We start from the raw sequence: 25,392 nt of genomic DNA, 5'->3' as shown, positions 1-25,392 counted from the left end.
GCGGCGCGCCCGCTCCGGTCACGGCGCAATAGCGTATCAGGTTCATATCTGACTGTAAACGAGGGCCCCTCCCCGCGGCCCTGTGTCCCTTTTAAGGATGATCCATGGAAAAAACACCGTTGCTGCCCCTTCCCCAAGGCTGTGTGGTGGGGCGTTTCATCAGGCGTTACAAGCGCTTCAGTGTGGAGATGCTGCTGGACGGGCAGAACGTCTGGGTCCACAGCAACAATTCCGGCAGCATGCTGGGCCTGACCCTGGCCGGGGCCCCGCTGCTGGCCTCGCCCGCGGCCAATCCGGCGCGCAAGCTGCCCTACACGCAGGAGGCCGTCTGGCTGGCCGAGCGGGCCGTACCGCCCCTGCCCGGCGGGGAGGAAGGCGCGGATGGCTCCGCCCTGGGCCGTGGCTTTTGGGTGGGCGTCAACACCAGCGTGCCCAACCGTATGATAGAGGTTGCCTTCCATGCCGGGCGGCTGGCCTTTGCCGCCGGATACACGCAATGCCGCCGGGAGGCCAAACGCGGCGAGAGCCGCCTGGATGCCTGCCTCACCGGGCCGGATCTGCCGCCGCTGTGGGTGGAATGCAAGAACGTGACCATGGTGGAAGACGGCGTGGCCTGCTTCCCCGATGCGGCCACGGAGCGCGGTCAGAAGCATCTGCGCGAGCTCATGGACATCGTGCGCTGCGGCGAACGCGCGGCCATGTTCTATCTGGTGCAGCGCCCGGACGGCCATTGCTTCGGCCCGGCGGACGTGGTGGACCCCGCCTATGCGGCCCTGTTCTATGAGGCGATGGATGCCGGGGTGGAGATCTATCCCTACCGCGCCTCGGTGAGCCCTGCCGGTATCGAGCTGGAAGGCCTGCTGCCCGTGGCGCCCCGTCCCGCCGGACTGTGATGTCCTCCTGTTGGAGAATGTGATGCGGAGGGGCGCGGGGCCATTTTCATAGGGGCACCCCACAGCGCGTGAGCGCCCCTTCCCCACGCCTGTTCTCTCCCTGTTGCCCATTGGGACAAAAACGCGCACAATGACGGGCGGCAAACTGTGGCGGGCGCATCGGCCGTTCCCGGCCGGAAAGGGATTCGCCGTTTGCCGCTCCGGCACAGGCGGATACCGCCTTGCGGCGATGTGTCCCGGCGGCCCCCTGTGGCCCCTGTTGCCACGGTCCATGATCTCAAGGAGACAGTTCCATGACTCACCGTTTCATCCCCCGGCTTTCTCCCGAAGAGATCGCCCGCCAGCAGCTGGAAGGCCTGCGCTTCACCGTGCGCCAGGCTTTCAAGTCCCCCCAGTACCGCAAACGTCTGGAAGCCTGTGGCGTCACGCCTGACGACATCACCTCGCTGGACGATCTGCGCCGTCTGCCCACCGTGGACGTGGAAGACCTGCGCGAAGGCTATCCCCTGCCCCTGCTCTGCGTGCCCGAAGAGGAAGTGGTGCGCATCCATGCCTCCAGCGGCACCACGGGCAAGCGCAAGATCCTGGCCTACACGGCCAATGACGTGAATAATTTTACCTTGCAGATGGCCCGTTGCTACGAGATGGCTGGCCTGACCCCCATGGACCGCATGCAGGTGGCCGTGGGCTATGGCCTGTGGACGGCCGGTGCGGGCTTCCAGCTGGGCAGCGAGCGCTTCGGCATGCTCACCATCCCCGTGGGCCCCGGCAACCTGGAGATGCATCTGCAGCTCCTGCGCGACATGGGCTCCACCTGTTTCGGCGCCACGGCCTCCATGGCCCTGCTGCTGGCCGAAGAAGTGGAGCGCGCCGGTATCCGCGACAAGCTCAAGCTGCGCAAGGTCATCTGCGGCTCGGAGATCCGCAGCGAAAAGATGCGTCTGGCCATCGAGAGCAAGCTTGGTCTGGAAAGCAGCTATGACATCGCGGGCATGACCGAGATGTACGGCCCCGGTACGGCCATCGACTGCGACGAGCACAACGGCCTGCACTACTGGGCCGACATGTTCATCATCGAGATCCTCGATCCCGAGACTCTGCAGCCCGTGCCCGAAGGCGAAGTGGGCGAGATGGTGGTTACCAGCCTGCGCAAGGAGGCCGTGCCCCTGCTGCGCTACCGCACCCACGACCTGTCCCGCCTGCTGCCCGGCGACTGCCCCTGCGGCCTCAGCATGCCCCGCCATGACCGCATCCTCGGCCGCTCCGACGACATGATCATCTACCGCGGCGTCAACATCTACCCCGGCCAGATCATGGACGTCATCGGCGCCTTCCCCGAACTGGGCGGCGAATATCATGTGGAACTGACCCGCGACGACCGCTCGCTGGACCACATGACCCTGACCGTGGAACGCGCCCAGGGCGCCACCTCCGGCGGCGATGCCCAGCTGGTGGCCGCGCTGGAACAGCGTCTGCACAAGTCCCTGCTGGCCCGCGTGGCCGTGAAGCTCGCCGACCACGCCAGCCTGCCCCGTACCTTCAGCAAGTCCAAGCGCGTCACCGACCTGCGCTAGGGCGGTGGTTGTTTTTTGAGGGGGGAAGGGGGCCCTTTTTGAAAAAAGGTCGCCCCTTCCCCCCTCAAGCTCCCCCCATCCCTCCCAAAAACTTTTGTCCTGATCAGTGACGGTCCGCCTGACCACGGCGGGCTTTCTTCGTGCGTCCGTCCCCAGGGCGCGCGGAAGAAGGGGACAGTAAGCGGGCCGGGGAGATATGATTGTTTTTTCATGGGAAGGGAACGGCCAGGAACTTCGATAAACGGTCGCCCAGTGTGGGGCACCTAAAAAAGCCAATAGAAAAGGACGCCATGCGTGGCGTCCTTTTCTATTGGCTGAATCTATGATCCTCGCGTCTGCGACCGTCTGGCTGGCGGGGCTGCGGGCTGCCTGTCCTGTGCCGGATGCCTTGCCCTCTCAGACAGCGACGGGGACCATCCGACCGGACCGGAGAAAAAGTTTTAGGGGGGAAGAGGGGTTCCAAGGGGAGAAGGGGGACCCTTTTCCAAAAGAGGCCCCGTCTCCCCTTGGCAGCATCTTGTCTTACTGCTTCAGCAGATCGTCCTGGCTGTCGCGGGCATGGCGCACGAAGACGGCGCGCACGCCGGGCAGCTCGCCCAGACCGGTGAGTACGGGGCGGGGGGTGAGGCCCAGGGCGCGGATCTGCGAGGCCCAGGAATCGGACTCGTCACCGGCCAGGTCGTTGCGGGCATGGTCCCCGGCTACCACCATGAAGGGCTGGAGCCAGATGACGGACGCGCGGCTGGTCTTGATGGCGGCAAGCACCTGGTCGAAACCGCGCGAGCCTTCCACCGTGGCCAGCACGGCCAGGTTGTCGGCATCGGCCAGGGTGGCGCGCATGCCTTCGATGATCATGTCGCCCCGGCCGTGGCTCTGGCCATGGCCCATGAGGGCCAGCAACTCGCCGGACTTGCGCTTGCCTTCGGTGGCGCCGAGGACGGCGCGGCAGACATCTTCGGCATCCTGCCGGGATTCCAGCAGCGGGCGGCCCAGATAGACGGCCTTGAAACTGTCGGGATGGCGGACCAGCCAGCTGACGAGCAGGCGCTCCATCTCGCTGAATTCCTCCCCGGCCACCACATGCAGGGACTGGACGCGCACCACGTCCACCTTTTGCCGGGCCAGCTCTTCCAGACCGGCGGCCACGTCACCGATGTGCACGCCCTTCTTTTCCAGCTTGGCCCGGATGATGCTGGAGGTATAGGCCCAGATCACGGGGCTGTGGGGGAAGGCGGCCTTGAATTCCTTGTCGATGGCGGTCAGGGCGGGCTGGGCCTCGGGCACGCTGGTGCCGAAGGCCACCAGCAGCAGCCCTTCCTTCTGGGCCGCCAGGGCAGGCAGGGCCAGGCAGAGGGTGAGCAGCAGGGCCAGCAGCGTGGAGCGCAGGGATGTTGTGGGGATGCGACGCATGGAACCTCCTCAATGACGCGTTGAAAGGTTAGGGATGGAGCGGGTATTCGGACTTGAGGGAATGGGGAGGCATGCCTCCGGGCCTTTGCTTCGCCTTCACCGTGACGGCTGGCTGTCGTGGCGTGTCGCCAAAGAAGCTCCGTACCCTCTTACCGCAGCGCGACTGTTTCCGATTTGCACGGAATTCCCCGCATGGATGCGCCATCAGAAACGGTTTGGAGCACAAAAGTCAAGCCGGGCGGAAAAGTAAAAGCCTGCGCTGTCCGGGAGATGCGGGGGGAAGGCTCCTTTTGTCCGGCCGTTGCGTCACGGGCGGCGCTGGTCCGCGAGGGGAGGACGGCCCTGCTTTTTTTCGCCGCTCGGGCCATCCCCGTCGCCGAAGGAGGCTGGCGGACGCTTGGCCTTGTCCGGGCTTTGGGCTATGCTGATCACATGAGTACGCACAGTCGATCATTTCCCGCGCCCCGTCGTGGCGCCCTCCATGAGGAGCAGGCCCCGCAGGAAGCCGACAGGGAAGAGAAAAAACGTTCAGCGCCCCGCCGTCGCAGCGGGGGCAAGGCCAGCCCGGAGCAGGGCGCGGACAGGCAAGGCCCGTCCCGCCGTTCCGGGCGTCGTGTTTCCGGGGAGCCGGCAGCGCAGGCTCCCGCCCGGGCCAAAACGGGCCGGGGCAAGAAGGCGGAACAGCCGGAACATGCCGCCGGGGAGGCCCATGCCCTGCCCCGCTGGCGGCAGGAGCGCCGGGAACAGCGGCGCGAGGCCCGGCAGCAGGAGCAGGTGCTCCTGGCCCGTCGCTGGCCCGACCTGCCCCGTTCGGCCCTGCCCAAAGAAGATTTCAGCGTGCAGGTGGCGGCGCGTGACTACATGCAGCCCCTGCTGGAAGAGCTGGGGGACCGCGTCATCACCGTGCGTGGCCGTCTGGTGCTGGCCAGGGGCACGGAGCCCGCGGCCTGGGCCCAGAACGTCTGGACGGAACCGCGCTGGATCCCCATCACCTCCATCGGCAGCGGGGCACGGCAGCTCTCGGCCCTGCAGCGCAACTGGCGGGCGCACATCCCCACCCTTGGCGGACATGTGCGGCGTCTGCGCCTTATGCAGGAGCAGCTGCCCTACGTGGCGGCACGGCCCCTGCACTTCGGCACGCCCGCCCCGTCCGCACCGCTGGGGGCCTTCACCCTGTGGGAAAAAGACTTGATGCTGGCCTCGCCGTGCACCACCTCGCCCTTTGCCGACGGGGAAGTGCAGTTCGTGGAGAACCGCGAGGACCCGCCGGGCCGCGCCTACCTCAAGCTGTGGGAAGTCTTCACCCTGACCGGGCGCACGCCCGCGCCGGGGGAACTGTGCATCGACCTGGGCGCCGCACCGGGCGGCTGGACCTGGGTGCTGGGGCGGCTGGGCTGCCGCGTGTTCAGCGTGGACAAGGCCGAGCTGGCGCCCCAGGTGGCGGCCATGCCCGGCGTCAACCACTGTCTGGGCAGCGGCTTCGGCCTTGAGCCGCGCCATGTGGGCCAGGTGGACTGGCTGTTCTCGGACATGATCTGCTACCCCGACCGCCTGCTGGAGACCGTGCAGGAATGGCTGGCGGCCGATGCCTGCCGCAACGTGGTCTGCACGCTCAAGTTCCAGGCCCAGACCGACCACGAGACGGCGCGGGCCTTCGCGGCCATCCCGGGCGGCCGTCTGCTGCATCTTTCCTGCAACAAGCACGAGCTGACCTTCGTGAAGCTGGCCGACTAGACCATCCTTTCCATCGCCATGATGCGGGCATGCCGTCGCCGGACGGTGTGCCCGCTTTGCGTTTTTCCGGTCATCGCAAGGGCGGGAGGCGGGGCCCTTGCCGTCCAGGCTCTGCAGGACGGCAGCCTTGCGGTGCCGCGCCTTCCTTTTTCTTTTCAGGAACCATTGTCAGGAATGGGGAGCTCTTTTCCCTGTCCTTTCACGACGTTCCGTTCGCCGCCCATGGCGTGGAAAGGGCCGTTCCGCGTGCCCTGACACGTGTCCGGGCCATTTTCGCCTTGTGCTTTGCCTTTCCTTTTGCTATTTTCTTTCACCCCCGTACAGGGGACAAATTATGTTTGGAGGCATGTCAAGCATGGCAGACAAGGAAACCGGGCACGAAAACGAAATGAGTTTCGAAAGCGCCCTTGAAAACTATCTCAATCCCGACTTCGGCGACCTCGAAGAAGGCTCTATCACCAAGGGCGAGATCGTTCGCGTGGATGACGACAATGTTCTGGTGGACGTGAACTTCAAGTCCGAAGGCCAGATCCCGGCCAGCGAGTTCCGTGACGCCGCCGGCAACATGACCGTCAGCGTGGGCGACCGTGTGGATGTCTACGTCGTTCGCAAGAACGAAATGGAAGGCACCATCACGCTGTCCTTTGAGAAGGCCAAGCGCATGCAGGTCTTTGACCAGCTCGAAGACGTGCAGGAAAACAACCGGGTCATCAAGGGCCACATCGTGCGTCGCATCAAGGGCGGCTACACCGTGGACATCGGCGGGGTTGAAGCTTTTCTGCCTGGCTCGCATGTGGACCTGCGTCCCGTGCCCGACATGGACGCTCTGGTCAACCAGGAATTCGAATTCCGCGTGCTGAAGATCAACCGCCGCCGCAGCAACGTGATCGTTTCCCGCCGCGTGCTGCTGGAAGAAGAGCGTGATTCCAAGCGTCAGGATCTGCTGCGCACCCTGGAAGAAGGCCAGATCGTGCACGGCAAGGCCAAGAACATCACCGAATACGGCGTGTTCGTGGACTTGGGCGGTCTGGACGGCCTGCTGCACATCACCGACATGAGCTGGAAGCGCATCCGCCATCCCAAGGAAATGATCACCATGGGTCAGGACCTGACCCTGAAGGTGCTCTCCTTCGACCGCGAGAACAACAAGGTCTCCCTGGGCCTCAAGCAGCTGGTGCCCGATCCGTGGCAGGACATCTCCGCCCGCTTCCCCGAAGGTGTCAAGTGCACCGGCAAGGTCACCAACCTGGTGGACTACGGTGCGTTCGTGGAACTGGAACCCGGCGTGGAAGGCCTGGTGCACATCTCCGAAATGTCCTGGACCCGCAAGCTGCGTCATCCTTCCCAGATGGTGCACACCGGTGACGAAGTCGAAGTCGTCATCCTGGGTGTGGACGGCGAGAAGAAGCGCATCAGCCTGGGCATGAAGCAGGTTCGTCCCAATCCCTGGGAACTGGTGGCCGAAAAGTATCCTGAAGGCACCATCCTCGAAGGCGTCATCAAGAACATCACCGAATTCGGTATGTTCATCGGTATCGAAGACGGCATCGACGGCCTCATCCACGTGTCCGATATCAGCTGGACCAAGAAGGTGCGTCATCCCAACGAGATCTACAAGGTGGGCGACACCGTGCAGGCCAAGGTGCTGACCGTTGACCAGGAAAACGAAAAGTTCACCCTGGGCATCAAGCAGCTGGTCGATGATCCGTGGGGCCACGTGCCCAGCACCTACCCCGTGGGCTGCACCGTGAAGGGCGTGGTGACCAACATCACCGACTTCGGTCTGTTCGTGGAAGTGGAAGAAGGCATCGAAGGTCTGGTGCACGTTTCCGAACTTTCCAGCAAGAAGATCAAGAGCCCTGCCGAGCTCTACAAGGAAGGTCAGGAAATCCAGGCCAAGGTCATCCACGTGAGCGCCGAAGAACGCCGCCTGGGTCTGTCCATCAAGCAGATCAAGGACGACGAAGACCGCCGCAAGCCCAAAGAATTCCACGCTGGTCCCCAGGAAGCCGGTCAGAGCCTCGGCGACCTGCTGAAGGCCGCTCAGGAAAACAACTAGTCCTCACGGACCGGTTTGCGAATATGAAGGGGGAGCCGCAAGGCTCCCCCTTTTTGCGTCCGCAAGGCAGGTCGGAGGAACGGCAGGCCATCCTTGCGGCCCATCCTTTTTCCCGGGCAGGGAGCCCGCGGCAGCGGCGGCCCGGCTTGCCTCGGGACTGGCGATGCCCTACACTTGTCCTGTAGCCCGACCACAGGACAGACAGGCCATCGGAGGCGGATATGACGCGCGTACTTTGCTGGATCGGAGGTATCGTTCTGGTACTGGCGGCGGTACTGGCCATAGTGATCAGTCAGCTGGATACCGAGTTCATCAGCGGCCAGATCTCGGCCGCGGTGGAAAAAGCCACGGGCACGCCCGTGCGCTTCGCCAGCCCGCCCGAGCTTTCCCTGCTGCCCCCCGGGGCCAAATTCACCGCCGTCAGCTGGGACGGCGTGCAGGACGGGCAGGGCATGCGCTTCACGGCCAAGGGCGGCGAGGCCCATCTGGAGCTGGAACCGCTGCTGCACGGGGAGCTGGTCATCGGCGAAGTCCGTCTGGACAGCCCCTCGCTGAGCCTGCTGCTGCCGGAAGGCAAGGCCGCCGCGCCTGCGGATGCGGCCTCCGGCAATGCCGCCGGCAACAAGCCCGGCAGCGAGGTGCTCCTGCCGCTGGAGCTGGGCCGCCTGACCCTGAGCAAGGGCAGCCTGCATGTGGAGAAGGGCAGCGAGCGCTACGACCTGCGCGACATCAACCTTTCTGTAGAGAACCTGCGCAACGGTCAGGACGCCGTCCTGCGCTGCGATTTCACCTATGATCTGCTCACCGCCGGGCGCACGCTGGCCGGGACCCTGGCCCTGGATGCCCAGGCCGGGCTCTTCGGCATGGCCCCGCGTGTGCAGAACCTTTCCCTGACCATCACACCTTCCCGCCGGGGCCTCCTGCCCGCGGGCCTCGGGCCTGTACAGCTGCAGGGCGATGCCTCGCTGGATACGGCGGCCCGGCAGCTGCATCTGTCCCGCCTGAGCCTTTCCGTGCCGCACGGCCGCGTGGGCCTCACCGGTACGCTGGGTCTGGACGGCCCGGCCTTCACGGGCTCCGTCCTGCTGGAAGGCGCGCCGCGCAAGCTGGCCTCGGCCCTGGGCGTGCAGCTCAAGCCCCATGCGCAGGACGCCCTGCTGTTCAAGGGCTCCGTGACCTGGGAAGGCGACACGCTGGCGCTTTCCCAGTGCAAGGGCAAGCTGGATGCCACGCCCCTGCGGGCGGAACTGCGCCTGCACTTCCGGGACGTGCTCGCCATGGAAGGCTCCCTGAGCCTGGGCAAGCTGCAACTGGACGAATATCTGCCCCTGCCCGAAAGCGGCAAGGACGCGGGAACGGCCAAGGGCAAGGAAGGCAAGGCCGTGGCGGCCGCGGACAAGGAAAGCGCCACCAACTGGCCCACCATCAACATGCGCCTGGCCATGTCGTCCCTGGGCTGGAAGAAGATGCATCTGCGTGACATCTCCCTGGCCCTGAGCGGCAGCAAGGGCGATTACCGCCTGACCTCCTTCCAGGGTGTGCTGGAAAGCGGCGGCCGCCTGTCCGCCGGCGGCCGTGCCGACCTCCGGAACCGCAAATATGCGCTGGATCTGGATGCGGCCGAAGTGGCCCTGGGCCCCCTGCAGGAATCCCTGGAAAAGCCCCGCTCCGTGGAAGGTCTGGCGGCCCTCAAGGCCTCCTGCACCACGAGCGGCACAGGCGCCGACGCCATGATGGCCGCCCTTTCCGGTTCGGGCGACCTGCGGCTGCGCAACATGCATATCCCGGCCCTGACCTCCCTGCTGCATTCGGTGCCCGGCCTCAAGGGCGCTGTTTCCGATACCTTCGAGCAGGTGCATGTGCCCTTCGTGCTGCGCAAGGGCGAAGCCGACCTGGCGCCCATGACGGCCACCTCGCCCAAGCTCCAGGCCAGGGGCCAGGCCCACGCCAGCCTGCCGCGCCAGCACCTCAAGGGCACGGCCACCATCACCACGCTGGGCCTGAACATCCCCGTGAACTACGAAGGGCCCTTCGACAACCTTTCGTTCTCGCTGGATTCCAAGTTCGCGCTGGACGCGGTCAAGGGCCTCGGCAGCAATCTGCTGGAAGGCGGCAAGAAGGCGGGCAGCGCGGCCGGTGATACGGCCCGCGGCGCGGGCAACAGCATCGGCGGTGCCGTGCGCGACGCCGGCAGCGCCATCCGGGGGCTGTTGGGCCGTTAGGAAGGAAAGCGTTTTGCGGGAAGGGCTCCTTGCGTTGCTGTTGATCCCGCAAGTTTTTTATTGTTGAGGGGGGACCCCCTCATCTCTGCTGTCGATGCCCGTAGCTTCCTGCGTCGCAACGGGCACGGCCCTGCGGGCCGCCATCCGGTCGCTACTTGCGCGAGAGGGGTTCCCCCTCAAACTCCCCCCTCCCCAGCGCGCTTTATTTTGGAGAAGCAGGGATGCACAGGCATTGCTGTCGTCTTTGGGGCAGGTGTACGGCAGGGGGAAGCCTCTTCTTTTCAGGGAGTGTCCTACCGGGCAGGCTGAAGGGGCAAGATCCTGTGCAATGAAATATGAAAAAAGGCCTCTTTCCCGCAGGGGAAAGAGGCCTTTTGCTGTCGTGTTGCGCCGTCTTACTTCTGGCGGCTCTTGAGCCAGCTCTTTTCGGTACCGGCACGCAGACGGGCGATGTTCTCCTTGTGCTTCCAGACCACCAGGGCCCAGATGCACAGCGACAGGGGCACCCAGGCGTACTTGGTGGCGGCCAGCAGGGCAAAGGGCAGCACCGTGACCAGGGTCAGGGAGCCCAGCGAGACGAAGCCGCTGCGCCAGATGACCAGCACGCAGGCCGCGCAGGAGAAGAGCAGGGGGAAGAAGGCCAGCGGCAGGAACACGCCGATGCTGGTGGCCACGGCCTTGCCGCCGCGGAAGCCCATGAAGCAGGAGAACACATGGCCCAGCACGCAGGCCAGGGCCACGCAGGTCACCAGCAGGGGCGAAAGGCCCAGCCACAGGGCCAGGGCCACGGGCAGGGCGCCCTTGCCCAGGTCACAGGCCAGGGTCAGCACGCCCCAGCGGAAACCGCACAGGCGGGCCACGTTGGTGGCGCCGGTATTGCGGCTGCCGTCGTTACGGGGATCGATGCCGCAGAAGGTGCGGGCGATGACCAGCCCCCACGGGGCGGAACCCAGCACATAACCCAGAACGATACACAAAAAGGCCGTCATATTCCTCCTCCTTGAACCGGGGCTGTCCTTGCCCCGCCACAGCGGCTGCCATGGCGTTGTTTATCCCTGTAGTGTCCCGTTCCCGTACGGCCCGTTTCCCCTGATGAAGCGCATTTGGGGGAGGATGGGGGGCCTGGGGGGAAGGGACCCCCTTTGGGCGCTGGTTAAAGGGGGTCCCTTCCCCCCGGAAACATATCCTCAGGATCCCGCATCAGCCGTCCATGCTGACGGCTTCGAGGATCTGGATCTCGTTGTACAGCGGGTGCACGCGGCCGATGCGCACCTGCACGGCCATGCCGGGGCAGGTACGTTCGTCGAACATGCGGCGTTTGCCGCGCACGTACATGCCCTGTGCGGGCAGGCTCACGTTGACGAACATGTCGTTTTCTTCGGTGACCACGCCGTCCCACCAGACCTTGTCGCCCTGCTGGCGGAAGTAGAGCAGCTTCCAGTAGCGCGGGCGGAAGCGCTGCACCTGCCCGGCGGCATCCAGCACGGCATTGAGGCTGACCAGCAGGGTGGACAGGGCCTCGCCATCCCAGCGGGGCGTGCCGTGGGTGAGCCAGTGCAGCAGCTGGGCCTCGTTGATGAGGTCGGGATAGCGGCGCAGGGGCGAGGTCATGGGCGTGTAGCGCGCCAGGCCCAGGGCGGCGTGCGGCCGGGCCTGCACTTCGAGGCTGGAGGGGATCAGGGCGCGCATGATGCGCGTCATGTCCTGGGGCTCCTTCCAGACGCCGGCGTATTCCCTGGGCAGGGCCACGTCCTGGGTGCGGTGCAGCATGGGGATCTCGCGTTCCGCGGCCCACTGGGCCACGGCGGCGCTGGCCAGGATCATCATCTCGGCCACCAGCGGCTGGGAGTCCGGGGTCTCGTGGCCGGGCTCGATGGACACGCGCGTCTGCGCGCCTTCGCCTTCCAGCACGATGGACGGTTCGGGCCGGTCCATGATGACGGCCCCGCGCGCGATGCGGGCCTTTTGCCAGACGCGGGCGAAGTCGTTGCCGCAGGCCAGCATGGTGGCCCAGGGCGCGGCGGGGTTGTCCGCCTGCGGGGCCTCACCGGCGGCCAGGGCGTCGAGGACGGCCTGGGTGTCGTCATAGGTCAGGTTGGCGGCCAGGCGCACCCGTGCGGCCCAGGGCTCGCAGGAAAGGATCTCGCCCGCGGCCGAGATGCGCGTCCGCACACAGAAGGCCGGGCGATCCTGACCGGCCAGCAGGGAAAAGGCGTCCGTGCCCAGGGCTTCGGGCATCATGTGGCTGTCGCCCTCGGGCAGGTAGATGCTGGTGCCGCGACGGAACACGGCCTTGTCCAGGGCCTCGCCGAAAGGCCAGCAGGCGGCCGGGCAGGCCAGGGCCAGGGTCAGGTCGAAGCCGCCGTCGTCCGTGGGCAGGATGTGGAACGCGTCGTCCACGTCGCGGGTGGTGGCGCTGTCGATACTGATGAAGGGCAGGTCGCAGACGGGCAGCTCCACCTCACGGGCAGCCCGCTGCAGGGCCTCCACGGCCGGGGCCAGAGGCTGCCACCAGTCGTCGCCGGGGGCGTAGCCCGCGCGGTCATACCAGAAATTGTAATGGGCGGGCACCTGTTCCCAGGCCATGAGCAGCTGTACGGGCAGGTGCGGCACGTCGGGCAGGCCCTTGGAGAGCATGCGCCACAGTTCGTCGCATTCCTGGCTCTCGGGGTCGGCCATGCGGGCGAACAGGATCTGCTTCAGACGTTCGGCCACTTCGGGGGCCGGCCATTCGGAGATGCCCCGGGTGTCCTCGCCGGTCTGGGGCGGCAGCGCGCGTTTTTTGCAGGCCACGTCCCAGAGCAGGCGGAAAAAGCTGTTGCCGCCCAGCACCAGGGCCTCGCGGGCGGCGCGTTCCTGCTGTTCCTTGAGGCGCTTTTCCACCATCTCGGCGGAAAAGATCTGAAAGACGGGAGGCTGGAAGCGGAAGTGGCTCTTGCAGGCCAGCAGGGCCCGCCCGCAGGCAGCGACGCTGTCGGCGTCCCCGGCCTGACCGGCCAGTTCGGCGAACCACTGGGCCGAGGCTTCCGGCACCTCTCCCTGGCTCATTTCCCACAGTTCCAGCACGGGCAGGGCCGCGGCCAGTTCTTCGCGGCGGGCGCGGTGCTGCTCCAGCACGCGGGCGGACTCGTCCTTGCCGGGCACGGAGCCCAGCGCGGGCCCGGCCCAGGGCAGCAGGCGCGACGTGGTGAGACGCGTCTCGCGCCGGTTGGGCAGCAAAAGGCGCAGTTTGCCGCCAGATTCTTCGGTGACCAGCGCGATCTGGATGGCATTGCCTTCAAGATATTCCACAATGCAGCCCGCCGAGGGGTACTGCACACAAACCGACATAAAAGCTCCTTCAACCGGAGGATGGGCTCCGATAGGCGGTACAATCCGTCATTTTGCCTGTTCTGGCAAGTCCCGGCGGCGCATCCTTCGACACGTCCGAAGGCCGGAGCGCCGTCCCGCCAGCCCTTTGACGCGCCGTCGCTAACAGGATATGTTCCTTACCTTGTACGTCACTTTTCAGGCCGGACGGAGTTCCATGAGCAGCATCATCCATCAGACGGGCAGCGTTCGCCCGCTTTCGCTTCAGGAACGGGAACAGCCCCAGCTGTACCGCGAGCTTTTTCCTTACACCAGCATCTGTCGCACGACTTTCGACGAGGTGCTCCTTGCCCCGCGTCCTGCCGAACAGATGCGCATCACGGACACCACCTTCCGTGACGGCCAGCAGGCCCGGCCGCCGTATACGGTCAAGCAGGTGGCCAAGATGTTCGACTTCCTGCACCGCATGGGCGGCAAGACGGGCCTCATCACGGCATCGGAGTTCTTCCTGTACTCGGCCAAGGACCGCAAGTGCATCGACGTCTGCCGGGCGCGCGGCTACCGCTTCCCGCGCGTGACCTCCTGGATCCGCGCCAACAAGGAAGACCTCAAGCTGGCCCGGGACATGGAGTTCGACGAGACCGGCATGCTGACCAGCGTGTCGGACTACCATATCTATCTCAAGCTGGGGAAGACCCGCCAGCAGGCCATGGACATGTATCTTGACCTGGCCCGGCAGGCCCTGGAATGGGGCATCATCCCGCGCTGCCATTTCGAGGACGTGACCCGCGCCGACATCTACGGCTTCTGCCTGCCCTTTGCCCAGAAGCTCATGGAGCTGAGCCAGCAGAGCGGCATGCCGGTCAAGATCCGCCTGTGCGACACCATGGGCTACGGCGTGCCCTATCCCGGCGCGGCCCTGCCCCGCTCGGTGCAGCGCATCGTGCGTGCCTTCACCGACGAGGCCGGTGTGCCCGGCGAATGGCTGGAATGGCACGGCCACAACGACTTCCACAAGGTGCTGGTCAACGGCGTCACGGCCTGGCTCAACGGCTGCGGCGCGGTCAACAGCACGCTGTTCGGCTTTGGCGAGCGCACGGGCAACACGCCGCTGGAAGCCCTGATCATCGAGTACATCTCGCTCACCGGTGACGATGCCGCCGCCGACACCACCATCCTGAGCGAGGTGGCCGAGTTCTTCGAAAAAGAACTGCACTACAACATCCCCTACAACTATCCCTTCGTGGGCCGCGACTTCAACGCCACCAGCGCCGGTGTGCATGCCGACGGCCTGGCCAAGAACGAAGAGATCTACAACATCTTCGACACCAAGCATCTGCTGGGCCGTCCCGTGCCCATCATCATCACCGACAAGACCGGCCGTGCCGGGGTGGCCTACTGGATCAACGTCAACCTCAAGCTGCCCGAAGGCAAGCAGATCTCCAAGAAGCACCCCGCCGTGGGCCAGATCTACGAGGCCATCGTGGCCATCTACGACACCGGCCGCACCACGCACCTTTCGCACGACGAGATGGCGGCCCTGGTGCAGCGCTACATGCCGGAACTGTTCGAGACCGAGTTCGACCACATGAAGGAACTGGCCGACGAGCTGGCCGCCCACCTCATCGCCCGTCTGGCGCAGAACGAGGACCTGCGGGACTTCGGCAAGCATGCCTGCGCCCGTCTGGACAGCTTCTCGCGCGAGTACCCCTTCATCCAGTACCTCTACCTCACGGATACCCAGGGCAGCCTCAAGTGCGCGGCCATCACCGACCCGGCTTACCGTGAAAAGTACGAGGCCCTGCCCATCGGCTTCGACTTCTCGCAGCGCGAATGGTTCAAGATGCCCATGCAGACCGGCGACATGCACATCATGGACGTGTACCAGTCCCAGTTCACGGGCAAGCTGGTCATCACCGTGTCCTGCCCGGTGACGGACGATGACGACAATATCGTGGGCGTCATCGGTGTGGACATCCAGCTTGAGCAGCTGCTCAAGCGCTCGCAGGCCCTGCAGCAGGAAGCCCGCGCAGCCGAAGACTAGACGCATGGCGGCGCGCCGGTTCCCCGGTGCGCCGTTTTTTGCCTACAGGCCCGCCCCCGGCGGCCGCAATCAGGAATACAGAAAAGGATGCAGACAATGAGCAGCAAACGAGTTTACTGGATCGAAGGCGACGGCATCGGCCCCGAAATCTGGCGCGCCGCCCGCCCTGTCATCGACGCCGCGCTGGCCAAGGAATCGGACATGCGCATCGAGTGGGTGGAACTGCTGGCCGGTGAAAAGGCCACGGCCGAGACCGGCTCTCCCCTGCCCGAGGAGACCATGAACGCCCTGCGCACCGCCGATTTCGCCATGAAGGGCCCCCTGGGCACCCCCGTGGGCACCGGCATCCGCAGCCTCAACGTGGCCCTGCGCCAGACGCTGGACCTGTACGCCTGCATCCGTCCCGTGCGTCACTTCGAAGGCCTGGAAACGCCGGTCAAGCATCCCGAGCGCGTGAACATGGTCATTTTCCGCGAGAACACCGAAGACGTGTACGCGGGCATCGAATACGCCGCCCAGACCCCGGAAGCCAAGAAGCTCATCGCCTTCCTGCGTGAAGAGTTCGGCGTGACCAAGATCCGCGAGGAAGCCGCCGTGGGCATCAAGCCCATGAGCGAGTTCGGCTCCAAACGCCTGGTGCGCCGCGCCCTGCGCTTTGCCCTGGATACCGGCAGCAAGAGCCTGACCCTGGTGCACAAGGGCAACATCATGAAGTTCACCGAAGGCGGCTTCCGCCAGTGGGGCTATGATGTGGCCGCCCAGGAATTCGGCGATCTGACCTGCACCGAGAAGGAACCCGTGGAAGGCCGTCTGGTGGTCAAGGACCGCATCGCCGACGCCATGTTCCAGGAAGCCCTGCTGCGTCCCGAAAAGTACCAGATCCTGGCCACCCCCAACCTCAACGGCGACTACATCTCCGATGCCCTGGCCGCGCAGGTGGGCGGTCTGGGCCTGGCCCCGGGCGTCAACATGTCCGACTCCCTGGCCTTCTATGAGGCCACCCACGGCACCGCTCCCACCATCGCCGGTCAGGACAAGGCCAACCCCGGCAGCGTGATCCTGTGCGGCGCCCTGATGCTGGAACAGATGGGCGTGCCCGCGGCTGCCGAGCGCATCCGCAACGCCATGAGCAAGGCCATTGCCGGCCGCGCCGTCACCGTGGATCTGGCCGCCCAGGTGGAAGGCGCCCGCGTGGTGGGCTGCCAGGAATTCGGCGAGATCATCGGCGCCTGCCTGTAGGCAGCCGCGTCATTGTACTATCTTCGTATGTCCGGGAGGAAGGGCGCATCCCTGCGGGAAGGGCCCTTCCTCCCTTTGTTTCCCGTCCCGTGATCGCGGGCGACCTACAGGAACGAAGCATGGTCTCATTGGAAAACCTGCTCCTCTACATCCCGCTGGCGGCCCTGCTGGTCATGCTGCCCGGCCCGGATTTTGCCCTCATCGTCCGCACGTCCCTGGCGGAGGGGCGCAGCTCCGGTCAGGCCGCGGCCTGCGGCGTGGCGCTGGGCATCATGGTCCACACCTCGGCCGCCATGCTGGGCATCAGTGCGGTCATCGCCCAGTCCGTCACCCTGTTCACGCTTTTGCGCTATGCCGGGGCCGCCTATCTGTTCTGGATGGGCATCCATGCCCTGCGGGCCGGGCGTGAGGTCACGGCCGCCGTGGTGCGTCACGGAGGGCAGGAAGAGGAAGTGCAGCCTGTCCGCGGCCTGCGTCGCCGGGCCTTCCGGCAGGGCTTTTTGACCAATGCCCTCAACCCCAAGGCCGTGGTCTTTTTCCTGACCATGCTGCCGCAGTTTTTGGACCCGCATGCCGCCCTCTGGCCGCAATTCCTGGAGCTGGGCGGCATCATGGCCTTTTTCTGCCTGGGCTGGTTCGTGCTGCTGGCCAGCCTGCTGCACCGCATCCGCCGCCTGTTCGCCCGGCCGTCCTTCCAGGCCTGGCTGCACCGGCTCACGGGCCTCATCTTCATCTGTTTCGCTTTCCGGCTGGCGCTGGAGAAGATTTAGGCGCCGGCCGCACGCCCGCCGTCATACCGGAAGAAAGGAGGGGCAGCCGTCTCTTGCCGATGCCCGTAACGCACTCCGGTATGACGGGCATGGCTCCAGTGCCGCCATCCGGCAGAGCCTTCCCCGCTCCCAAACCATCCCTGTCTTGATGCCTTTTGTGACCATTGCCCTCGCGGTCACTGCCGGTGGTCTGTTCCGTCCTCTTTCCAGTGCCGGGCCGGGCGGCTGGAACACAGACAAAAAATCTGTGCCGGATGCTGGGGGAAGTGGTAACACTTTGTAGAATAAGGCTATTTATTTTTTATTAAAACTGGGTGGTTACAGGTGTTGCCTGCTGTCCGGCTTGCAAGACGGCCCCTCCGGTGGCAGAGTTTGACTTCCTGTCCTCCCCTTCCCGCTGAGGTACCCATGCACGAGATCCCCCTGCAACGTGTGGCCGCCATCCATGACCTTTCCGGTTTCGGGCGTGCCTCGCTGACCGTGGTCATCCCCATCCTTGCCAGCATGGGCGTCCAGACCTGCCCCCTGCCCACGGCGGTCCTGTCTTCCCAGACCTCCGGCGTGGAGGGCTTCACCTTTCATGACCTGACCGCCGAGATGGGGCCCATGCTGGATCACTGGCAGCGGATGGGCCTGAGCTTCGACGCCGTCTATTCCGGCTTTCTGGGCAATCCGCTCCAGCTGGAGATAGCGGCCCGGTGCATCGGCCACTTCCTCAAGCCCGGCGGCTTCGCGCTGGTGGACCCCGTGCTGGGCGACAACGGCACCCTGGACCCCACCCAGACGCCGGAGATGGTGGAGGCCATGCGCCAGCTCATCGGCCACGCCCACGTCATCACGCCCAACCTCACCGAAGCGGCCTTTTTGCTGGACGAACCCTACCGGCCGGACATCTCGCCCGACGGCCTCAAGGAGCAGCTGCGACGCCTGGCGGCCATGGGGCCGGACAGGGTGGTCATCACCAGCGCCCCGGCGACCCGTCCCGGCCATTGTGCGGCCGTGGCCTATGACCGCGAGCAGGGGCGCTTCTGGAAGATGGAGTCGCCCTACATCCCGGCCTTCTATCCCGGCACGGGCGATACCTTCTCCAGCGTGCTGGTGGGGGCGTTCCTTCAGGGGGACAGCCTGCCCGTGGCCCTGGAGCGCGCGGTGCGCTTCGTGACCCTGGGCATCCGCGTCACCTACGGCTACGACACCCGCCACAGCGACGGCGTGCTGCTGGAGCGCACCCTGCCCGCGTTGCAGGACCGTTGCGCCATCGGGGAGTACGAGGCGTTTTAGGCCATTGCTCCGGTTCCGGGCGCACACAAGATGCCCCGGATGCCGGCACCGTCGCAGGATACGGCCTTGCCGCCCGGTGCGATATGAAGCGCCTCTTCTTGTCTTTGTAGCATCGTGACGATCCTTGTTGCGGACGGGGGACATGTTGCGCCGGTGGCCCGGTCGGGGCAGGCCAAAGAGGTCCGCAGTCCGCATCAAGGCCCTTGGTGCCGCGATTCGCGGCGATATCCTGTAGCCCCATTCCCCCAGTCTGGCCGGAGGTGCCATGAAGAAATTCTTTTTCCTGCTCTTGGTCGCGTGCGCCCTTTCCACTGCCTTGCCCGGCATCGCCCTGTCTGCGGAGTCGCAGGCGGATACCGCTACGGAGAACAGTGATTCCGAAGTGTTTGTGGACGACAGTGACCGTTTCACCGCTTTTGAGGAAGAGCTGCTGGCCCGGTATGCCGACAAGGGGATCACGTCCGTGGATGTCTCCGCCTATGCCAAGGGCATCGACATCGTCTTCGTCGCGGCTGACCGGAAGATGACGCGGGCGGCGTTCTCCGCCATCGCTTCCCGCAGCGTCAGGGAATTAAAGGAACGTTTCGGTTTCGAGAAGGATCTGCCCATCGGGGCCGTCCTTGACTATAAAAAGGACGCAGCGAGCGATACCCGGACGCGCTTCGTGCTGAAGCTGCGGTAGTGCTTGGGGCGGGAGCCTGAAGGCTGTGGCAGAGTACAGGGCTTTGCCGCAGGACGGAAAAGAGGAGAGTACAAAAAAAGCCCTTACGACATCCATCGTAAGGGCTTTTCCTTTCTGGCTGCGGGGCAGGATTTGAACCTGCGGCCTTCGGCCGTGAGCCTGGAGGGAGTGGGGCGAAACCCTTTTTTGACAGTATCCGGCAGGCACCGCAAAACAGGCTGGCCGTACATGCCGCCAGCCCACGGATGCCCCACATTTTTGATAGAACCGGCATTCTCGGCTAGGCTTTCCCTGAAGGGTGACGACAGGGAAGAAGTCGGCAGTATGGGCGCGTGACACTTCCATGAGCGCATCGTCCTGGCGGGGAGCATCCCGGAGGATGAAAGGCCGGTTTCCCGGATGCGGTAACAGTCTTTTGCTGTCTGTCTTTCAGGCTCGCCATTTTTCACGGATACAACGTTCATCAAGGAGGGAGTCATGCACATCTATTATGCCACCAGGGGACTGCGCGGCAGGCCCTATCACAGTGACATAATAAACACAGATCTGTTCGCATTTTTTCAGGGAAAAAGAATGCGCACCATCCCCTCCGCAGAAACGTTGCGCGCTGTCAACGCCTTTCCCAAATGCGATATTGATATGGGGGAAGACACGGATTCCGAATATGCGTGTGAGAAAGGGACGTTCTATATCCCCAAAAGCATCTGCATGGGGGAAGTCGTCAACGCCGGTTGGGCCGTCGATTATTACTTCGTGGTGCTTTGCGGTGATGCCGTGGAACTGCGCTATGTGCGCTGGGACTGTCCGTGGTATGAGACGGTGGGACGGGATACCGAAGTCACTGATCCTGCCGCCATAGCCAAAATGGAGCGCACGCTGGCGATGCTCCTGGATGCGAATAAGCCCAGGATACCGGCGCCTGTGCCCATATCGCGCCCGGCCCTGCTCACGTTACTTACCCTGCTCGGCGTTGCCGATGCCGAAGCGCTGGCGGGCAAGATCCACGCCGCCGCCACGACGCCGGAACAGTGCGCCGCGCTCTGTGAAGAATTCGATATGGAAGAAGCCTACACCGGCTGGCATGCTACGTTGATGCGATTGGCCCTGCGGGACCGGAAACGCCTGGATTGGGTAGACTGGAAGGAAGCGCCGGAAGAAGTTTTCGCCTCTCTGTGCTGCCTCTTGCCGCCGGGGGCAAAGGAACACCTGCCCCCCTGCGATGATGAAGACGCGTACCCCGAGGAGGTGCTCCGCGCTTGCAGCCCCGTCTTGCATGACCGCTATGGCCTGACGATCCTGCTGTGGGATACGGGCGGCGATGAATATGTCTTTATGGTCGTACCGAGCGACAAGGTATCGGAAGCGTTCGCGGCGGCCGCCGAGCTGGGCATTACCCTGCAACGTGTCGAGGACCTGTTCGACCAGGAGTAGAAGGCGGCAAAAGAGAAGGAGCGGCACGCCATGCGGGACGATCGTCCGGCTGTTCCTTCTTTTGCCGCCAGGGCATTTTCGTCAACGCTGTCGTTCGTGACGAGACCGTCCGGTCGTCCGGGCCGGTATCTTCCTGCAGGAACAAGGCTTGCCGGAGCGCGCCATCGGCAAAAAATGCGGGACAGCGGCGCAGGGCGAATGCCTTCCGCAGAGAGCGTACGGGGACCTCTGCGCAGCCTTGTAGAGGCGCGGAGTCCTGACAGGCAATGAGGATTGGGGACAGGAACAGTGGTGGGAAAAAGATCCCGCTAACGAAAAAAGGCTTCCGACGAAAATCGGAAGCCTTTGATCTTTCTGGTTGCGGGGGCAGGATTTGAACCTACGACCTTCGGGTTATGAGCCCGACGAGCTACCGAGCTGCTCCACCCCGCGACGCGGTAGCATTCACACGTCATCCGTGCGAGAAGTCCTTTCTAGCTAAAAGCCCCCTGCCTGTCAATAAAAAAATCATTTTTTGGCAAATTTTTTTATTGCCGTTCACCGGGACCTTGTTTGCAGGAAGCTCCATCTGTCTGAAATCGCTTGTGTTCCTGTTCAGGATCGGGCCTGTGCCGCTTCCCTGCGCATCCAGAACGGCAGCAGGCAGAGCAACAGGGCCGCTGCCGCGAGGTAGGCAGCATCCATGCCCCAGAGGTCCTGCACGCTGTAGGCCAGTACCGGGCCCGCAGCCGCGCCGCAATCCACGATGAAGGCATAGGAGGCCAGCGTATGCGTGGGATGGCCGTGCCGTTCGGCCGTATCCGAGGCGGCGGCATCGGAGAGGGTGGCCAGGCCCGTGGCGCAGAGCTGCGAGCAGAGCAGCAGCGGCAGCCACAAGGGCGCGGGCAGGTACAGGGCCACCAGGGCCAGCGCACAGGCGCCGCTGCCAAGGCAGGCGCACAGCACCGGGCCCCGGCCGCGCGGGCCGTCGGAAAGGCGGCCGAACCACGGCGCCAGCCACGGTTCCCAGAGCCAGCGCAGGGCCTGCAACGTGCCGGCCAGGGTGGCGCAACCGATGACGAGGCCGCCGGCAAGGGCCAGCTCGCCCACGTGCAGGGCCACCATGCGGCTGAGGGTGGCGGCGTAGATGCCCTGGAAGACCAGGGCCACCAGCAGCCCGGTGATGAAGGCACGCCGCATGTCGGGGTGGCGCAGGTGCAGGCCCGAAAGCAGGGACGTGGCGGCCTGGCTTGCCGCTCCGGTGGCGCGGCCGCTGCGGGGGATGCGGGTCAGGGCCAGCGGCAGGCCCGTCAGCGTCAGGGCGCCGAAGAGCAGGGCCACGGTGGAGAAGCCCAGCAGATCGGCCAGGAAGCCGCCGCCGATCATGCCCAGCAGGCTGCCCAGGCGCACGAGGCCGTTGTAGCTGCCCATGAGATAGCCGCGATTGTCCTTGCGGGAGGCCGCCATCAGGGCGAACAGGGAGCCGAGGCGCAGGAGCGTCCAGGCCAGGCCCCAGAGGCAGCGCAGCAGCAGCCAGAGTGCAAAGGACTGGGCCACGCCGTACAGCAGGGTGGTCGAGGCGGCCAGCACCACGGCCAGGGCCATGCCGGTGCGCTGGTCGATACGGGTATAGAGCAGGCGCACCAGCGGGTTGAGCGGCAGACGTACCAGCCGGTTGACGGCCAGCAGCACGCCCACCTGCCAGAGCGCGGTCAGGCCGCATTCCTGCCAGAACAGGGGCAGGGCGATGTAGAGCATGGTATCGCCAGTCAGGCAAAAGGCCGAGACCACGGCCATGCTGCGGGCCAGACGCCGGGCTGCGGCGTCATCGGGGCAGGATGGGGAAGGAGCGCTCATGGGCCTGTCCTGTGGCACGGGCTCAGTCCGGACGTCGGGCCAGTGCGGCCACGGCCAGCCGGGCCAGCAGTTCCAGGCCCCGGGGCAGGACGCTCTCGTCAAAGGTGAAATGGCTGGTGTGATGCCCGTCGGGCCTGTCGGCACCCAGCTGCAGATAGGCCGCCAGACCGCCGTCTTCCTGCACCTTGTTCATGAACCAGCCAAAGTCCTCCGATGCCCAGAAGTCGGCCTTGCGGCGCACTTCGCGGAAGCTGCCCATGTCCCTGGCCGTGCGTTCCACCAGATCCACCAGCTCGGGGCTGGACATGGCGCCCGGGCAGTGGCTCTGGCAAAGGAAGCGGCTGCGGCAGCCGTGCATGCGCGCCGCGCCGTCCACCACGCGCCGGGCCTCGGCCAGCATGTAGCCGTTGATGTCCCCGTTCTCGCCGCGTGTCTCGCCGCGCAGCCAGGCCTTGGCCGGGATGATGTTGGGGGTCTCGTTGACGTGCATCTCGCCCACGTTGATGCGCGAGGCGCCCTGACCGTGGCGGGCGATGGCCAGCAGGTTGGTCACGGCCGTACAGGCGGCCAGCAGGGCGTTGCGGCCTTCGTGCGGGGCCAGCCCGGCATGGGCGCTCTGGCCGGTGAAGAAGACTTCGAAATTGGTGGTGGCCAGGAATTTGTCCGTACCGCAGACCAGATCGCCGCTGCGGCTGGCCTGCATGCTCAGGTGCAGGCCGAACAGGGCCCGGACGCCGTCCACGGCCCCGGCGGCCACCATGCCGGGCGCGCCTTCGCCCTCTTCCTCGGCGGGCTGGAAGATCAGGCGGATGCGGCCGCTCAGGTGACGTGACAGCTCGTCCCGCAGGCCGCCCAGCAAGCGGGCCAGTTCCACGCCCAGGGCCACATGCCCGTCATGCCCGCAGGCATGCATGCAGCCCGCATGGCAGGAGGCGAAGCCCTGCGCCGCAGGAAAGTGATCCTTGTCCGTGGCTTCGGTGATGCCGGCGTTGGCGTCCATGTCGAAACGGAAGGCCACCAGCGGGCCGCGCTCGTCTTCAGGGGTGCCGGGGGAGTCCAGATCAAGGTCGCCCCACAATCCCGTGAGGCCGCCGGCCATGCAGGCCACCAGGGTGGGGGCGGCGCCCTCGTTGAGGGCCCGGCCGCTCTGGGCCGTACAGAAAGCCGCCTCGGGCTGGCGGGGACGGGCCGAAGGCCGCAGGGCATTGGCCCCCAGGGTGAGCCGGAAACCGGCATCCTGCAGGGCACGGGCCACCAGCGAAGCGGTCAGGTATTCGCCCCAGGCCGGTTCCGGGTGGCGGTGCAGGTGACGGCGCAGGGCCGTCAGTCGCGGGCCGGCCTCCCCGGCCCTTCGTCGGATCTCCTCCGCAAGACGTTCCATATGGGCATCTCCTTTGACGCGGCACATTGCCAAGGCCGCCTGCACAGGATATATGCCGGAGACACGTTCATGCAAGTCGCCGGATGCCTTGCGGCGGCTTTCCATTTTTCACGAGGGATCTATGCTCACCCTGATTCTCGCTGTCAGTGTCGCGGTCGTCATCTCCTTTACCTGTTCCCTGACGGAGGCGGCCCTGTACGCCGTGCCCTGGTCAGCCATCGAGAAGATCCGCAACGACGGCAGGCCCGTGGGGGAAGTGCTCTTCCGCCTGCGCAGCAATGTGGAAAAACCCATCGCCGCCATCCTCACCCTGAACACCGTGGCCAATACCGCGGGCTCCGCCGTGGCGGGCGCGGCCTTCATGGCGGCTTTCGGCGCCGAATACATGGCCCTGTTCGCCGCCGGTTTCACGGTGCTCATCCTGGCCTTCGGCGAGATCGTGCCCAAGACCCTGGGCGTGGCCTATGCCACCTCCATCGCCGTGGTGCTGGCCCGGCCGCTGGAAGTGGCGGTCAAGCTGCTGACCCCGGTCATCTGGCTGACGGGCCTGCTGACCCGTTTGCTGACGCCGCCGTCCAACGGCCCGGACATCTCCGAGGACGACATCCGCGCCGTGACCAGCCTGTCGCGTCAGGCCGGGCAGATCAAGGCCTATGAGGAGGCCTACATCCGCAACATCCTGGCCCTGGACCAGAAGCGGGTCTATGACATCATGACCCCGCGCACCGTGGTCTTCTCCCTGCCCGAAGACATGACCGCCGCCGAGGCCTACAAGAACCCGCGCCTGTGGCATGTGAGCCGCATCCCCGTCTACGGCGAGGACAACGAGGATCTGGTGGGCCTGGTGGACCGCCGCACCATCCTCCACTGCCTGCTGGAAGAAAAGGGCGAGACGCCGCTCTCCGAGATCATGAAGCCCCTGCACTTCGTGCTGGAGAGCCAGACCCTGGACAAGCTGCTCAAGGAGCTGCTGCACTCGCGTTCACATTTGTTCGCCGTGCTCGACGAATACGGCGGCCTTGCCGGTGTGGTGACGCTGGAGGACGTGTTCGAGGAGATGCTCGGCAGCGAGATCATGGACGAGAGCGACAGCGTGGCCGACCTGCGCCAGATGGCCCGGCAGCGGCGCCAGGCCCTGCGGGCGGCCGGTCTGCTGGAACAGCAGAAAAAGGAAGAACAGGCGGAACAGTCCCGGTCATGACCGGGCGGCAGATGCCCTGATATGGACTGATATGATGACGAAGCCCCGGCGGAACTGCCGGGGTTTCTGCGTTTTGGAGGCAAAAAGGCTTGAGGGGAGGGAGGACCCCTCTGCTGGCGCGAGAGCGGTCCTCCCTCCCCTCAAACTCCCCTCCCTCTCCCCAGCGCGCTTTGTCAGGGGATGGGGATGAAGACGCTCGTTGCATGAGGAAAGGGGGATGTCCCGCGTGACCGTGCGGGATGGAAACAGGAAACGCGTGTCGTTACGGGCATCGACAGCAACGCGCGACCGAAAGGCGGCCGAAGGCCGTGCCCGTTGGCGACGGA

General features: G+C 65.3%; 17 protein-coding genes, 1 tRNA gene and 1 riboswitch. Of the genes, 12 read left to right on the top strand and 6 right to left on the bottom strand.

Going from position 1 to position 25,392, the window contains the following annotated elements; translation table 11 throughout:
• The first annotated feature begins 104 nt into the window (after positions 1–104).
• Both sfsA and ACQRCJ_RS06160 read left to right on the top strand, forming a co-directional pair.
• Positions 105–893 (top strand): DNA/RNA nuclease SfsA, encoded by a 789-nt coding sequence (gene sfsA / locus ACQRCJ_RS06165; protein ID WP_427799484.1) that lies wholly within the window; start codon positions 105–107, stop codon positions 891–893.
• A 293-nt stretch (positions 894–1,186) separates the two neighbouring features.
• Positions 1,187–2,467 (top strand): phenylacetate--CoA ligase, encoded by a 1,281-nt coding sequence (locus ACQRCJ_RS06160; protein WP_006006795.1) that lies wholly within the window; start codon positions 1,187–1,189, stop codon positions 2,465–2,467.
• Positions 2,468–2,989: 522 nt separating this feature from the next.
• Here ACQRCJ_RS06160 and ACQRCJ_RS06155 read toward each other — a convergent pair.
• Positions 2,990–3,877: a sirohydrochlorin cobaltochelatase gene (locus ACQRCJ_RS06155; RefSeq protein WP_204674919.1), complete on the bottom strand. Its 888-nt coding sequence runs from the start codon at positions 3,875–3,877 to the stop codon at positions 2,990–2,992.
• Between the two features lie 21 nt (positions 3,878–3,898).
• A riboswitch (cobalamin riboswitch) is annotated at positions 3,899–4,096 on the bottom strand.
• 642 nt (positions 4,097–4,738) lie between these two features.
• Between ACQRCJ_RS06155 and ACQRCJ_RS06150 the strand changes: the two genes are divergently transcribed.
• The 3 genes from ACQRCJ_RS06150 (at position 4,739) to ACQRCJ_RS06140 (ending at position 9,892) form a co-directional block, all read left to right on the top strand.
• Positions 4,739–5,611, top strand: a complete 873-nt coding sequence (locus tag ACQRCJ_RS06150) for an SAM-dependent methyltransferase (protein ID WP_303930503.1) — start codon at positions 4,739–4,741, stop codon at positions 5,609–5,611.
• A 355-nt stretch (positions 5,612–5,966) separates the two neighbouring features.
• The gene (locus tag ACQRCJ_RS06145; RefSeq protein ID WP_303933512.1) at positions 5,967–7,670 is read left to right on the top strand and encodes a 30S ribosomal protein S1; all 1,704 of its coding nucleotides are present in this window, start codon (positions 5,967–5,969) and stop codon (positions 7,668–7,670) included.
• Between the two features lie 221 nt (positions 7,671–7,891).
• Positions 7,892–9,892: an AsmA family protein gene (locus ACQRCJ_RS06140; RefSeq protein ID WP_427799483.1), complete on the top strand. Its 2,001-nt coding sequence runs from the start codon at positions 7,892–7,894 to the stop codon at positions 9,890–9,892.
• 395 nt (positions 9,893–10,287) lie between these two features.
• Here ACQRCJ_RS06140 and plsY read toward each other — a convergent pair whose 3' ends face one another.
• Together plsY and ACQRCJ_RS06130 are read right to left on the bottom strand one after the other, a co-directional pair.
• On the bottom strand, positions 10,288–10,881 hold the full coding sequence (gene plsY, locus ACQRCJ_RS06135; RefSeq protein WP_006006779.1) for a glycerol-3-phosphate 1-O-acyltransferase PlsY: 594 nt from the start codon (positions 10,879–10,881) through the stop codon (positions 10,288–10,290).
• A 211-nt stretch (positions 10,882–11,092) separates the two neighbouring features.
• On the bottom strand, positions 11,093–13,222 hold the full coding sequence (locus ACQRCJ_RS06130) for a ribonuclease catalytic domain-containing protein (RefSeq protein WP_427799482.1): 2,130 nt from the start codon (positions 13,220–13,222) through the stop codon (positions 11,093–11,095).
• A 196-nt stretch (positions 13,223–13,418) separates the two neighbouring features.
• Here ACQRCJ_RS06130 and ACQRCJ_RS06125 point away from each other — a divergent pair, with 196 nt between their 5' ends.
• From ACQRCJ_RS06125 to ACQRCJ_RS06100, 6 genes are all read left to right on the top strand, one after another.
• The gene (locus ACQRCJ_RS06125; protein WP_168935031.1) at positions 13,419–15,245 is read left to right on the top strand and encodes a triose-phosphate isomerase; all 1,827 of its coding nucleotides are present in this window, start codon (positions 13,419–13,421) and stop codon (positions 15,243–15,245) included.
• Positions 15,246–15,341: 96 nt separating this feature from the next.
• Positions 15,342–16,484 carry an NADP-dependent isocitrate dehydrogenase gene (gene icd, locus ACQRCJ_RS06120; protein WP_304015178.1) on the top strand — a complete coding sequence of 381 codons (1,143 nt, stop codon included), beginning with the start codon at positions 15,342–15,344 and terminating at the stop codon, positions 16,482–16,484.
• A 119-nt stretch (positions 16,485–16,603) separates the two neighbouring features.
• The gene (locus tag ACQRCJ_RS06115) at positions 16,604–17,254 is read left to right on the top strand and encodes a LysE family translocator (RefSeq protein ID WP_204626282.1); all 651 of its coding nucleotides are present in this window, start codon (positions 16,604–16,606) and stop codon (positions 17,252–17,254) included.
• A gap of 408 nt (positions 17,255–17,662) precedes the next feature.
• Entirely contained in the window at positions 17,663–18,535 is an 873-nt protein-coding gene (locus tag ACQRCJ_RS06110; protein WP_204626283.1) for a pyridoxamine kinase, read from the top strand.
• A gap of 265 nt (positions 18,536–18,800) precedes the next feature.
• The gene (locus tag ACQRCJ_RS06105; RefSeq protein ID WP_303931665.1) at positions 18,801–19,217 is read left to right on the top strand and encodes a DUF6981 domain-containing protein; all 417 of its coding nucleotides are present in this window, start codon (positions 18,801–18,803) and stop codon (positions 19,215–19,217) included.
• Between the two features lie 477 nt (positions 19,218–19,694).
• On the top strand, positions 19,695–20,648 hold the full coding sequence (locus tag ACQRCJ_RS06100) for a DUF6630 family protein (protein WP_427799481.1): 954 nt from the start codon (positions 19,695–19,697) through the stop codon (positions 20,646–20,648).
• A 355-nt stretch (positions 20,649–21,003) separates the two neighbouring features.
• Here ACQRCJ_RS06100 and ACQRCJ_RS06095 read toward each other — a convergent pair.
• From ACQRCJ_RS06095 to ACQRCJ_RS06085, 3 genes are all read right to left on the bottom strand, one after another.
• A tRNA-Met gene (locus ACQRCJ_RS06095) sits at positions 21,004–21,080 on the bottom strand.
• A 162-nt stretch (positions 21,081–21,242) separates the two neighbouring features.
• Positions 21,243–22,484, bottom strand: a complete 1,242-nt coding sequence (locus ACQRCJ_RS06090; RefSeq protein WP_427799480.1) for an MFS transporter — start codon at positions 22,482–22,484, stop codon at positions 21,243–21,245.
• Between the two features lie 22 nt (positions 22,485–22,506).
• Positions 22,507–23,865: an amidohydrolase gene (locus ACQRCJ_RS06085; protein WP_427799479.1), complete on the bottom strand. Its 1,359-nt coding sequence runs from the start codon at positions 23,863–23,865 to the stop codon at positions 22,507–22,509.
• Between the two features lie 121 nt (positions 23,866–23,986).
• Between ACQRCJ_RS06085 and ACQRCJ_RS06080 the strand changes: the two genes are divergently transcribed.
• Positions 23,987–25,066: a CNNM domain-containing protein gene (locus tag ACQRCJ_RS06080; RefSeq protein WP_006006750.1), complete on the top strand. Its 1,080-nt coding sequence runs from the start codon at positions 23,987–23,989 to the stop codon at positions 25,064–25,066.
• Positions 25,067–25,392: the final 326 nt, after the last annotated feature.

Origin of the sequence: Desulfovibrio sp. SGI.102, assembly GCF_050314315.1 — a bacterium.
GTDB lineage: Bacteria > Desulfobacterota > Desulfovibrionia > Desulfovibrionales > Desulfovibrionaceae > Desulfovibrio.
The sequence above is the reverse complement of the archived record's forward strand: the minus strand, read 5'-3'. Positions and strand labels throughout refer to the sequence as shown.

Coding starts and splice junctions, on each gene's coding strand:
- sfsA (WP_427799484.1), top strand. CDS start 105: ATGGAAAAAACACCGTTGCTGCCCCTTCCCCAAGGCTGTGTGGTGGGG.
- ACQRCJ_RS06160 (WP_006006795.1), top strand. CDS start 1,187: ATGACTCACCGTTTCATCCCCCGGCTTTCTCCCGAAGAGATCGCCCGC.
- ACQRCJ_RS06155 (WP_204674919.1), bottom strand. CDS start 3,877: ATGCGTCGCATCCCCACAACATCCCTGCGCTCCACGCTGCTGGCCCTG.
- ACQRCJ_RS06150 (WP_303930503.1), top strand. CDS start 4,739: ATGCAGCCCCTGCTGGAAGAGCTGGGGGACCGCGTCATCACCGTGCGT.
- ACQRCJ_RS06145 (WP_303933512.1), top strand. CDS start 5,967: ATGGCAGACAAGGAAACCGGGCACGAAAACGAAATGAGTTTCGAAAGC.
- ACQRCJ_RS06140 (WP_427799483.1), top strand. CDS start 7,892: ATGACGCGCGTACTTTGCTGGATCGGAGGTATCGTTCTGGTACTGGCG.
- plsY (WP_006006779.1), bottom strand. CDS start 10,881: ATGACGGCCTTTTTGTGTATCGTTCTGGGTTATGTGCTGGGTTCCGCC.
- ACQRCJ_RS06130 (WP_427799482.1), bottom strand. CDS start 13,222: ATGTCGGTTTGTGTGCAGTACCCCTCGGCGGGCTGCATTGTGGAATAT.
- ACQRCJ_RS06125 (WP_168935031.1), top strand. CDS start 13,419: ATGAGCAGCATCATCCATCAGACGGGCAGCGTTCGCCCGCTTTCGCTT.
- icd (WP_304015178.1), top strand. CDS start 15,342: ATGAGCAGCAAACGAGTTTACTGGATCGAAGGCGACGGCATCGGCCCC.
- ACQRCJ_RS06115 (WP_204626282.1), top strand. CDS start 16,604: ATGGTCTCATTGGAAAACCTGCTCCTCTACATCCCGCTGGCGGCCCTG.
- ACQRCJ_RS06110 (WP_204626283.1), top strand. CDS start 17,663: ATGCACGAGATCCCCCTGCAACGTGTGGCCGCCATCCATGACCTTTCC.
- ACQRCJ_RS06105 (WP_303931665.1), top strand. CDS start 18,801: ATGAAGAAATTCTTTTTCCTGCTCTTGGTCGCGTGCGCCCTTTCCACT.
- ACQRCJ_RS06100 (WP_427799481.1), top strand. CDS start 19,695: ATGCACATCTATTATGCCACCAGGGGACTGCGCGGCAGGCCCTATCAC.
- ACQRCJ_RS06090 (WP_427799480.1), bottom strand. CDS start 22,484: ATGAGCGCTCCTTCCCCATCCTGCCCCGATGACGCCGCAGCCCGGCGT.
- ACQRCJ_RS06085 (WP_427799479.1), bottom strand. CDS start 23,865: ATGGAACGTCTTGCGGAGGAGATCCGACGAAGGGCCGGGGAGGCCGGC.
- ACQRCJ_RS06080 (WP_006006750.1), top strand. CDS start 23,987: ATGCTCACCCTGATTCTCGCTGTCAGTGTCGCGGTCGTCATCTCCTTT.